7 protein-coding genes are annotated in these 12,693 nt (G+C 37.5%); all 7 read right to left on the reverse strand.

The genetic code is table 11. The annotated features are described in order from the left end of the window. Positions 1–107: 107 nt before the first annotated feature. The 7 genes from M3610_RS00825 to M3610_RS00855 all read right to left on the reverse strand — a co-directional run bounded on the left by M3610_RS00825 (position 108) and on the right by M3610_RS00855 (position 12,665). Positions 108–4,385, reverse strand: a complete 4,278-nt coding sequence (locus M3610_RS00825) for a glycoside hydrolase family 66 protein (protein WP_251456043.1) — start codon at positions 4,383–4,385, stop codon at positions 108–110. A gap of 248 nt (positions 4,386–4,633) precedes the next feature. Next, positions 4,634–6,310: a glycoside hydrolase family 13 protein gene (locus M3610_RS00830; protein WP_251456044.1), complete on the reverse strand. Its 1,677-nt coding sequence runs from the start codon at positions 6,308–6,310 to the stop codon at positions 4,634–4,636. Between the two features lie 2 nt (positions 6,311–6,312). Continuing rightward, the gene (locus tag M3610_RS00835) at positions 6,313–7,560 is read right to left on the reverse strand and encodes an extracellular solute-binding protein (protein WP_180230013.1); all 1,248 of its coding nucleotides are present in this window, start codon (positions 7,558–7,560) and stop codon (positions 6,313–6,315) included. A 44-nt stretch (positions 7,561–7,604) separates the two neighbouring features. After that, on the reverse strand, positions 7,605–9,146 hold the full coding sequence (locus M3610_RS00840) for a response regulator transcription factor (protein WP_180230012.1): 1,542 nt from the start codon (positions 9,144–9,146) through the stop codon (positions 7,605–7,607). Continuing rightward, positions 9,139–10,932 carry a cache domain-containing sensor histidine kinase gene (locus tag M3610_RS00845; RefSeq protein ID WP_098572257.1) on the reverse strand — a complete coding sequence of 598 codons (1,794 nt, stop codon included), beginning with the start codon at positions 10,930–10,932 and terminating at the stop codon, positions 9,139–9,141. The genes M3610_RS00840 and M3610_RS00845 overlap by 8 nt, the downstream gene beginning before the upstream one ends. A 94-nt stretch (positions 10,933–11,026) precedes the next feature. Next, on the reverse strand, positions 11,027–11,728 hold the full coding sequence (locus tag M3610_RS00850; protein ID WP_180230011.1) for a YesL family protein: 702 nt from the start codon (positions 11,726–11,728) through the stop codon (positions 11,027–11,029). Between the two features lie 22 nt (positions 11,729–11,750). Continuing rightward, on the reverse strand, positions 11,751–12,665 hold the full coding sequence (locus tag M3610_RS00855; protein ID WP_098572274.1) for a carbohydrate ABC transporter permease: 915 nt from the start codon (positions 12,663–12,665) through the stop codon (positions 11,751–11,753). Positions 12,666–12,693: the final 28 nt, after the last annotated feature.

A 12,693-nucleotide genomic window follows, 5' to 3' on the forward strand; every position in this document is an offset into this window, starting at 1 on the left:
AAACTATCATTACATTTTCTACCTAAAAAAGGGACTTGGCTTTATAAAAATAGAAGAATAGAGTGAGATTTATACATTACAGATAATCTCACTCTATAAATATCATACTATTTTATTTTCTCTGTTTTTTTATTTTCAATTCCGTCGCGGTCGATGACAATCATTTCCCAGTATTCCAAGCTTGGAAGGGTAATGACTAACTCTTCCTTCTCCCATTTATACTGAAGTTCTTTTAATTGTCCCTGGTCGGCATCCGGACTAGCTGAATAAACCTTTAAGTCAGGCAGTTCTTGTTGGCTCATTCCTATTGGGTATCGTACTGTTAATTCTTGATGCTTAATTGGTTTTGATGCTGCATTTCTCCAGTTGGAATCATTATTTAATAGATTAATGAGATGAACTACGTCATAGTCCTCAAAACCATTATTCTTGTTTTCCCTAACAATTGACCAAATAGTATTTTTCTCTCCATCTCTGCTGACTTTTAGTGGCTGGCCTTTCTCTTCGGCCTTTATCATCCGATCCGTCCCTTTACTATCAAAAAGCAGATTTTCGTAGGCAGCAAAAAACTTATAATAATCCTTCATAGATTCTTTAAGAGATTGACTCATTTTTTTACTGCGATTCGGATAATATTCATGTGCCAACATATTAGGTCCTTCATCGTATTTCTCAGCTGTACCCATTTCAATATGTGTCGCGCCCATTGCCGCGAGTCCCGCATCCATTAAACGTACCGATGGTTCATCAAATAGTCCAACGGTCATACGACGTAAATTAATAGAACCCTTTTGATTATCATCCTGTTTCAACGTAATCGTATGTTTACCTGAATCTAAACCTGGTAATACCACATATCCGTCTTCACTATAGGTATCTATATTTTTTGTAGTATTAAATGCGACCGTATACGGATTCCCTTTGTCATCTAACACTGGTTTTCCATCCACATAGATTGTTCTTACTGTGTCGGCTCCTGCATTAGAATAAGTAAATATAAAACTAGTTTCTCCTTTTTCCTTTAAATCTACGTCAAAAGTAACTTCATCCCCTGCATGTCCGAAATTTAATAACGTATCTTTATAGATTTGCATTGTAGGCAGAGAATTAGTTGATTCGGCATGATACTTTTTACTTCCGATTTGTAAATAATCTAGCTTCACCCCATCATCATCTAGATTCTCGACTCTTATGGTAATCTTATTTTTTCCTTCTTTTAAAGGAATTCCTGTCATAGTTTGATCTTTCCAATTATTACTGTAAGCAAAATTAACATCATCTATTTTCTCGTTATTTACATAAACAGAACGATTCGCCGTTCTTTTTGACGAAGAGTCATTGTTATACCTCCATGTCAAATCATACTTCCCTGCATTTGCTGTATTTACATCAAAAGTCAGGAAGTCCCCATCCTCGTTAAAGTCGTATATATAGCCTTCTGATGTCGTAATTCCATTACCTTCCGGAGCAAAAGCTGCCTCTTCGACTTGATATTCCTCATCTCCAACCAGCAAACTATCTAAATTGATATACTCTCCATTTGAAGCCAATTCAAATAACACCTCATGCTGGCCGGCAGGTACAATTGCTTTAATAGACTTTTCCACCATTGCACCGTCCCAGCCGCCTGGTGTACTGGCAAAAATATTCTCAGAAACCGTTTTCCCGTCCACATATGAGTTATTTGCTGGTATTAATTTTCCATCGACATAAATATTTACCCTTGGATTATTACCGGTACGATATTTAAACCGGAGAGTATCTGTTTCTTTTTCGTTATTAACGGTAAAGATGGCCCGTTGACCTGCCTGACCAAAATTATCGGTTTTTCCAGGAGATACAGAAATGCTGCTCGTTCTAGCCTCAACAGGACTCCAGCCTAGATCGGTTTTTTCTGCTTCAATTACTTGATGGTTTACTTCCAACTGATCCACTTCAATACCTTTTTCAGTGGTTTGATCTTCCATCTTCAGTTGAATCTCATTTGTTCCTTTATAAAGATAGATTGGTACATGAACCTTGTTCCAGCCAGCGTTTGTCTGATTAAAGTGAACGATTCCTGCTTTTTTTCCATTTACAAGAAGACTACGTTCTGTTTCCGCTCCAGCATTTTTATATGTAATGGAGATTGGTAACTCTTTAGACTCATCTGAATCCACTTTGAAAGACAGATAATCTCCCTGCTGTTTAAAGTTACTAATTTGATTACTTGCTGTTTCTATTATTGGCTTCTGAGTAGGGTCCCAGCCAACAGTTGATTTTTCCGCTTGATAGCGAGAATCCCCTACCTTAAGATAATCTACTTTAGCGCCTGTATCATTTACCTTTTCTACCTTTAATACCACTTTATTTTCTCCTGCTTTTAAAGGCACTTGAATAGCTTCGGAATCATTAAATATCTCCCAGCTTCCAGTTGGTTCTAATTTAATAGAATTAGATATGAGCTCATTATTCACATACAGATTACGATTGACCACCGTTGTTCCTACACTATAGCCAAATTGAATTGGATAAGTTCCAGCCTGGGCCGACTTTACCGTAAACTCGATATAATCTCCGTCTATCTCAAAATTTTCCACATGTCCAATTTTATCAACTTTACAACTGATTAATTCTGCATCTTCAGCTTCATATTCTTTTTCAAACGAATCGTTTTTAACCACCATACTATCTACGTTTAGCCACAGATTGTTGGTGTTAAGTTGAAGCTTAATTTTATTGGTTCCTTTTTCTAAATGCAGAGATAAATTCTTATTGGCAACTGGATTTCCCCAACCTGTTTTTTCATTAAAAGTAATGGCATTCTCTACAAGTTGGTTATTAACAGATAACTTCCCTTCTGGGCTAGCCTCATTATCATGTCCATATTTGAGATCCACATTGTAGGTTCCTGATTCCGGAACATCCACTGTCCAAATAATTTGATCCTCGTCTTGTCTTCCGAAGTCCCCTACCCAGCCCGGGACTTTTTGAATACTAGAGGAAAATCGCTCTGCTTTCGGAATACCTTTCACATCTGCAGCCTCATAGTGAATTCCGGTTGCCTGCTTATAATTCATATATCCTGCAATAACCACAGCTTTTCCGCCGTTTGTCTTACGAGTATCTTCTACTACTTTAACTAGATTACGATAGTTGTCCTTGTCCTGCCAAATTTCACTGTAATCAAAATCCGTGTTAGTCGTTGGCTTAGGGACATCCTTGTAGCCTTCATTACCTCCAACCATGTTAAAGGTAACAAAATCCTTCTTACTATTATTTTTCACAAGTGAATCTTTAACCGAATTGATTAGTGAATCATAGTCCTTGGAAAAATAACGTTCCTCACCATTGTAGTCATATAAGTAATCATTATCATTTGCGCCCCATTGATCAAGATGCATTCCATCAAAGCCGAAATCGTTTACACTTCTAGCAAACTGTTTGTTAATATAAGTTTGCCAAGATGGATTACCTGGATCCTGAAGGTAAAGTCCTGTATTTGCCCAGTCAAAGATAAAACCTTCCTGATCCTGTTGAGAAGGATTGGGAAACTGGGCATTCTTCCGATACAGTCCCCATTCTTTTTTTACACCGAAATCCTGATAATTTTCCCTTGCCGCGTAGTTCATTTGATAAGCCATGGCGGCTGCATTATATTTTTGCGCAGCTTGAACCTGTTGCTTTATGGTAAGCGGAAACAGCATTCGGCCTAATAAATCTTTGTAAACTGTATTTGAACCGATTTCTTCAGTAATAAAATTTCCGTCTTTATCCAAAATCGGTTTCCCATTACTGCCCGTTTTGGAATAAACCGATACGTCATGGCGCCACATCCAATCATAAAATTGGAATCCATTTAAATAATATTCCTGTGTAAGCTGCTTCATCTTTTTATCGCTTTCAACGGCTGTCTCTTTAGGAAACTCCGTCGTATACCCGTAACGTGGATAGTGAGTCCAATCACTGGAGACATCAATTGCAGCGGTTAGCGTTTGATTGGACCCCTCGATTGAGGCTTTTACCATATAACCGCGGAAGTCATCAGCAGGTGGAGTCCAGACGATTTCTAATCCCTTTACATCCCTCTTGACCTGAATATTCTTCTTTCCTTCCGCTACCTTCTCATTTAAATGATAGACGTCCAAGTTAAGTGTACCTTTCCATTCCTTAGATGAATCGAAAAGTAGTGACATGGTCACTTTTTCCCCCGGATTATAACGGGCTTTATCTACTAAAAAGGCTTGAATTGGTTCACTTGGCAGCTGCTTTTTAGCAGCCTCATAAATATTGGGACTTGTGGCGTGAGCTTTTGTCATTGGTATCAACGGCAGAGAAGTTAGAGTCAAGTTTAATGCAACTAAACTAGCAATTGGTAATATTCGTTTCTTTTTGGATTTTTTCATGGCTTCCTCCTTAAATTCTTGAGATATTGTGAACAAAAGACTCCTTTCGAAATGAGATGATAGGTTCATTTTCTTATAGACAAAGGTAACTTGTAACCGTTAACAATACTTTTTTGGTGTCTTTTATTTTGTTCTTTAGAAGTAAACTTGATTTCGATAGTGTTTTATATTAATAGGTGAGAAATAAAAAACACCAAAAGAACTCCACGAAAAAACCCTGCCAATCAGACAGGGTTAACAAATAAGGATTATTTTATTAAATAAACTCGTGCTTCATATGGCTTCAGGCTAAATGAGGTAACAGGGACTTCTTCATTAACCTCATAGTTGCCAATTAACAGTTCAGGCTTAATAAATTTAATATCATCTGGAAATTCAATTGGTGCATCTTCACCAGAGAAATTACACAAAACCACTAATTTCTCATTTCCTAGTGTCCGCGTATACGCGTAAATCTTTTCATCAGCTTCCAAGATTAAATCGTATCTACCATAGACAATCACCTCATATTCCTTACGAAGTTTAATCAACTTTTGATAGTAATGAAAAATCGAATCTTGATCGGTAACTGCTTGAGCTGCATTGATTTCCTTGTAATTAGGATTCACCTTTAACCATGGTTTCCCTATCGTAAACCCAGCATTTTCACTGTTATCCCACTGCATCGGTGTTCTGGCATTATCACGGCCCTTTATATAAATGGCCTCCATGATTTGATTGTGATCTTCCCCGCCTTCCACCACTTTCTCCATATACATATTGTGGATTTCAATATCGTTGTAATCTTCTATTTGTTCAAAGCAGACATTGGTCATACCAAGCTCTTCCCCTTGGTAGATATACGGAGTCCCTTTCATCATATGAAGAAAGGTCCCGAGCATTTTGGCAGATTCAACCCTGTATTCCTTATCATTTCCGAAGCGGGAAACCATTCTTGGTTGATCATGGTTATTTAGATAAAGACTGTTCCATCCTTTACCTTCCAAATCATTCTGCCATTTGGACATAACTTCTTTTAGGTCAGATAACTTCCAAGGCTTTACATTCCATTTACCTCCAGGACCTGAATCCAAATCCATATGCTCAAAGGTAAAAATCATGTTCAACTCTGTTCCTTCATTGTTTGCATACTTTATGGCATCTGCGGTAGTGGCCCCAGGGCATTCACCAACGGTTATAATGTTATATTTTGAAAGAACTTCCTGATTCATTTCTTGCAAATACTCATGGACACGCGGACCATTCATAAAGAAATCTCCGCCCCAGTCGTATGGTTTTCCCCCAGGAGCACTCGGAAGTCCATCCACTTTTGAAATCAGGTTAATCACATCCATTCGGAATCCATCAATCCCCTTATCCAGCCACCACTTCATCATGTCATAAATTTCTTTTCTAAGCGTAGGGTTTTCCCAATTCAAATCAGGCTGCTTTTTGCTGAACAGGTGTAGATAATATTCTTCCGTTGCTTCATCATATTGCCATGCTGAGCCGCTAAAGAAAGAGGTCCAATTATTCGGTTCTGTCTCGTCCTTGCCCGGCCTCCAGATATAATAGTCACGATATGGGTTATCCTTTGATTTACGCGACTCGACAAACCAGTGATGCTCATCCGATGAATGGTTCACAACCAGATCCATCATCAGTTTCATATCACGTTCGTGTAGCTGTTTCAATAGCTCGTCCATATCTTCCATCGTACCAAACTCATTCATGATTTTTTGATAATCACTGATATCATACCCATTGTCATCATTTGGGGACTGATAAACTGGTGACAGCCAAATGACATCCACACCTAATTCTTTTAGATAATCTAGTTTAGAAATAATTCCACGGAGATCTCCGATTCCGTCTCCATTGCTATCCATGAAGCTTCGCGGATAAATTTGATAAACGACACTATTTTTCCACCATTGCTTTTCCATCTTTATCTTCCTTTCTCTTTCAGAAGTTGGTTATCTATTTCCTTGGCTGCAAGAGACATTCCCTCTTTAGCGCCAATTTGGTCAAGGATGATCATCCTAATATATTTTATATAAATTTCTTCAATCTCGGCCCAATTAGCCAAGGGTGGTAATGAAAAGGAATTCTCTAAACCTGCAATATAACTATCTATGTAACCAGCCTCTTTAATCGATTCTTTTATATTCACCCCTTTTGCAGTGGGCATAAGGCCTGTTTTCATTAAAAGCTTTTGTGGCTCCGAAGTGGCCATCCATTTGACAAATGTCCAACTAGCTTTCGGATTCGTGGCTCCTTTCATGATGACAAGATTCTCTCCACCAAGAATAGACCCTTTTCCGTTTGTAACAGGAAACGGAACTGAGATAGTATTTTTCATAATTTCTTCAAGCTTTTGAGGAGATTGAATACTATAAAACCAAGGACCTTCATCAATCATTAAATACTTTCCATCGATAACGCCCTCCCAAGTATCCGAATTCCCTGATGCGTTAAAGAGGATGCGTAATTTCTCAGCGGCTTGAATACTTTTGGGACTGTTTAAATATCCTTCTGCCTTTTTTAAATCGGGACTTAGTATTTTCCCGCCAAACCCATAAAAGTAAGGCAGACTTTCCCAAGCCGTATATCCAGTCAGACCTATACGGTAGTTGTTCTTGAGAATCAAATCCAGTAATTCATCCATATTACCAGGAGGACTAGTATATCCAACATTTTTAAGGAGCTGGCGATTGAAAATGGCCACCTTCGTATTAGTATTAAGGGGGAGGCCGTAATATTTTCCGTTAAGAAGGTTTGATTTTAATGGTGCCTCAAGAAAACCTTCCTTTACCTGAGTAAAATCATTAAAATCACTGACAGAATAGATTTGTCCCATCTTTGCAAAAAATGGAACCCATGAAATATCCATACGGACGATATCAGGAGGTCTCTTGGCTGATGCTCTTGCTAGAAGTGTCCACTTTAATTGTTCACCATATGGCTGACGGACAGGCTTGACATCAATATCGGGATGCTGTTTTTCAAATAGAGGAATGACCTCGTTTTCAAATACTTTTGTTTCCTCTTCACTATAAGTATGCCATACAATAATTTCTTCCTTCTTTTTGTCCGCTTTTGAAAGAGAATGGCTTCCATACATAATCGATTGGTTATTACAGCCTGAGATAAACAACAATCCTGCTAATACGATTCCTAAAAGCCTCCAATTCAAAACCAGCATCCTCCTTCCGTATCAGATATGTCGAAGTTTCAAACTTAAAATGGACTCTGATTTTTTGAACGGAAATCAATTGGTGTTGATCCTATTAACTTCTTAAATAGCTTGCTAAAATACTTTACATCGTTAAACCCGGATTGTTCTGCCACTTCATACACCTTTAATGAGGTATTTTCTAATAGTTCTTTTGCCTTCTGTATCCGTAGATTCATCACATAATCGATAAAATTTTCACCGATTAACTGTTTAAACAAGACACTAAAATAATTGCGGCTGATATGGACATGACTGGAGACCAACTGCAATGTCAGTTCTCCTGTATAATGACCATGAATAAAATCAAGAGCTTTTTGCATGATAGCATTGTCAGCATGCGGATGATGACGCTTTTGCTGGCCCAACTCGACATATTCTTCTATCTGCAGCAGCAGTGTACTCTTGATTTCATCTAACGTTTCTATCTTCTTTATCTGCTCATATTTTTCCATTAATGTATCAAAATCCAACTGTTTCATGAACAGATGACCGAAAATCTCACAGGCATCATTTTTTATTTCCATTGGAAGAGCCATTTTCGACTCCCATTCTTGAAATCGGTTCGTTAAAAAGTCCATTAGTCTTTGTTTGTCATAAGGCAATAGAATTGGATGTAGCCACTCAATATCCAGTGAAGTCAATTTTCCCGCTTTAAATGATTCATAGCGGAATATAGATTCATTTGAATGAAAAAACCTTTGTTCAGAAGCTAATCGACTTCTTTCAAAACCCTTTTTTACAGATAATAGATCTTGAATCATTTCGAAGCCAACCGTAAAGCTAGAGTTTGTTTCCTGTTCGAGTTCCTCTTTTAATTTTCCGATAACCACATACGGATCTACTTTTGTGTTTAATAGAAAAAACATTTGATTCTCATTTACTGGAAAACAAATTCCCTCATCCATATTGTTATAAAAATAATTCTGAACATCTTCTAAAATCATTGTTTTATATAAAAAACCATACTGTTCTTCTAACATATCATTATGATTAAGTGTCATGGTTGACAAAAGGAATGGTTCCTTTAGCCAGCTCACTTTTTGATGGAGTTCCTCAGAAGAAGCGTCCTCAAGAATAACTTTTTTAATAGCCTGCTCTAGACTTTTTCGTTCCCTTATAAAAGTGGTTTGATTCACAAGTGCCAGTTTTTCTTCGACCATCCGATCCATTTTGATCATATCCACACACTTCTGAATTAGCTTGGTGAAATCCTCTGGTTCTAAGGTAGGTTTTAATACATAATCTACAGCACCTAACTGTAAGCCTTCCCGAACGTAATCAAAGTCGGTATAACTGCTAACGAGAATCACTTTTAACCGGGGAAAAAGTTGGAGCATTTCCTTCATTAATATAAGGCCATCCATAACAGGCATTTTAATATCTGTAATTAATAAATCAAGGGTTATGCCCTCTACTGCTTTAAGGGCTTCCTCTCCGTTTGGGTAATCTCCTACATAATGAAGGCCCTCCCTTGTCCAATCAACAGAGGCCTTTAAACCATATCGTATTACTGGTTCATCATCTACTACCATGACGTTATACATGCTTTCCACCCCCATCTTTAGGGAATAATTCTAAAGTAACCAAAGTCCCATGTTCTCCACTTTTAATCGTTACAGTTGATACTGGTGAAAAATAAAGCCGAACCGAATCGTACACATGATTCAACCCGATACCTAAAAATGAATTTTTGGTTTCCCCTTTTCGCCTGATTTGGTCTAATCTATCTTTTTGAATTCCGATTCCATTATCATGTACTTCAATTTTTACACCATTGTTTAAGGTACTTGCTTTAATCGATATGTTTCCAGATTTCCCAGTAGGAACCAGGCCATGGAAGGCTGCATTTTCTACAATAGGTTGAATAAGCATCCTAGGAATAACAAATACTTCGGTTCCTGCTTCGATAGTCAGCTGTAAATCAAAAGTCTGATCATAGCGGATTTGTAGAATAACAAGGAATCGTTCAATAATTTCTAACTCTTGATGGAGCGTGACAAAGTTACCATTCTTCCCCATGCTCGCTTCAAGCAAACGACTTAATGCAGATAAAGCGGTATTTGCTTTATCTGTTTGCTTAAATTGTACAAGCCATCGGATGGTAGTAAGGGTATTAAATAGAAAATGTGGATTGATCCGATGTTTAATTGCCCTTAGTTCAGCTTCTGTCTTAAGACTTTGCTCCTCTTTTACTTGCTCCAGTAATTGATCAACTTGTTTCGTCATCTGGTTAAATTGGTCACTCATCAACCCAATCTCATCATTTGAATTAACTTCGGAGCGAACTTTAAAATTCCCTTTTCCGACCTGCCTCATTTGCTCCGTCAGTTTTTTTATCGGTTTTGTGACCTTATTGGTTGCAATTAAACCAAAAACAACAGCAAATAGAGTAAATAAGATCGAAATTAATATGGTAATTTGCTGGAGCTTTGTCAACTCACCCGTAATTTCCTTAATAGGCACAATCCCCACCAATGACCAGCCATTCGACAATGGTTGTTTCACTCCATAAAATAGTTCATCATTGTTCTTAAATTCAAATTCATCAGTATTTTTATTTTGAATATGCTTGAACAAATCAGGATTTTCAACAGTCTTGTTGATTTTATCCATATTGGAATCAATCATGATTTGACCCTTGTCGTTAACAACAAAAAAATGGCCTGTTTTTCCAAGCTTTAATTGTTCTATTTTATTCAGGATTGATTTACCGTCCAGATTCACCTGTATATAAGCGATATTCCCCATGTTAGTAAAGTCTTTCATAACCCTAGTGACTGGCAGAACAAGCTCCGTATTCTCACCAGCCCCGCTAAATAAATCATATTGGAGCCCCCGCCAAACGAGGGCCCCATCTTTCTTCTTGGATTCCTGAATCCAATCGAAATCTACGAGATGATATTTGCTCAATTTAACAGGTGAAAAAGTTCCGCTCCCCCAGCTCGTTCCCTCTTCTTTTAATATATAGAGAATTCGAACAAAGGAGCTTGAAAAAATTTGTGAATTTAAAAAAGTTTTTATTTCATCATAATTCTGTTCTTTATCAATCCGAGAAAGTTGGGGTTCCCGGTCCATTTTGACCATTTCCTGAAGCCGCTTGTTACTATACAGAAGATCCGACATATCACTTCCTACCGACAAAGCGAATGATAGGGATTCAGCCGCCTGGGTAGATGTCTGAAGAGAAGATTCCCTGACATTTTCTTTCACAATGTTAGAGGAAGAGATAAAATAGAATACACTTATGAACGAAGTAGGAATCAATATCCCAATACAAATAGCAAGGATAACCTTCGTAGAAAACTTTTTAATTAGTGGCTTCTTGTTCATATGATCCCTTCTTTTCTTCCATTCATCTGTATTCCATGTTACCGCTTCAATCAATATGGTTCAACCGCGATTTAACTAAAATAGTTATCTATCATTAATTGGTAAATAATTCTTGACTAGTTTGCCTCTTTTTCAATTCAGCTCTCATACTTTTCTCATAAAAATAAGTCGATAGAAGAGCGACCAACCCAGGCAAAATAAAGAGTAATAAAGGTGGAAAGACCATCCACATGATATAAGCAGCTGCGAATATCTCAAAAATCATAAGAAGCCCATTGAAAGGATATTTGAGCAATAACATCATGCTATTGCTTAAGTATGCCTTCAAAGGTAATTCCTGGTCGACAAGAAAACTATAAACGTACAGGAAGAAAAATGGGGTCACAATGGCCAGAGCATAAAAGAAGGTCGCCAATATAGGAGAAAGCCCTGCATAATACCTTATGGATAAGTAAAATACAGTTAATACTGCGGTATTAATAATCCCAAAGATCATACTTTTTACGTATTCCCTTGTGTAATACTTCCAGAAAAACTTAAAAAACGGAAGCTCATCGTAACCTTTTATATATTTTCTTGCCAGTGCCAAGGTTGTCACAGTCGCTGGGATTGCCACAAATGGAAAAAGGATTAGGCCTGTGATGCCCATCATATGAACGGTAGCTACATCAGGTGCCCCCCAGAGATACGCTCCTATTAATATATATGGGACATTTAAGAGCCACCAAATCCCCGTCAGTTTTAGAATCGTATAGAGCGAATTCATCAAATGGTTACTGTGTTGAAATAAGTTCATTTGCATGTCCCCTTAAAAAAGGCTATTCCTTAACAGAACCGATTACTAATCCGCTTGTAAAATATTTCTGTAAAAACGGATAGATTAATAGTACAGGAATTGTAGAAACCACAATCTTCGCGGCATTTAATGTTTGATTTGAAATTTCAGCTACAGCTTTTAATTGAGACACATCTGTAATTTTTGTTACGTCGATGTTTAGTTGTTGAATATATGTTTGCAATGGATAATTAGCCGCTTTGTTAATATAAAGCAAACCACTAAAGTAGTCATTCCAATGACCTACAATTGCAAAAAGTGAAATAGTGGCCAACGCTGGCAGTGAAATAGGTAAATAAACTTTGAATAAGACTTTTAATTTTGTCGCCCCATCCATAATTGCCGCTTCTTCCAATGAACTTGGAATACTCTTAAAAAAGTTCATAAGTAGGATAATGTTAAAGATTGGTACTGCACCTGGCAATACAAGCGACCAAATGGTATCAAGCAATCCTAAGCTCTTTACAACTAAGAACGTTGGGATCATCCCACCGGAAAAAAGCATTGCAAAAATTAATAAATTCATATAAATATTACGTGATCTAAATTGCTGCTTACTTTTTGACAATGGATAAGCCATCAAAATTGTTAACAACATATTAAGGGCCGTCCCTAGGACCACTCTTTCTACCGATATCATAAACGATCTCCAAAACTGTGTATCACCTAAGAGCACTTTATAAGCACCGACATTAAAATTGACAGGCAGTAACCCCACTTCATTTGCTTGGGCCGCAACTCGGTCGCTAAAAGAGATAGATACCATGTTAAGTAAAGGTAATACACATAGGGCTGTCACTAATAAAAGAGTAACCCAGATACATATATCAGCAATCCTGCTTCCAAGTGGTTTAGAGCGTTTAGATATTTTCAACCCTCTCCCCCATGTAATAGCCATCTGACTGGAGACTGTTTTTGGTTTCATT

It is taken from the genome of Neobacillus sp. MER 74 (assembly GCF_023714155.1).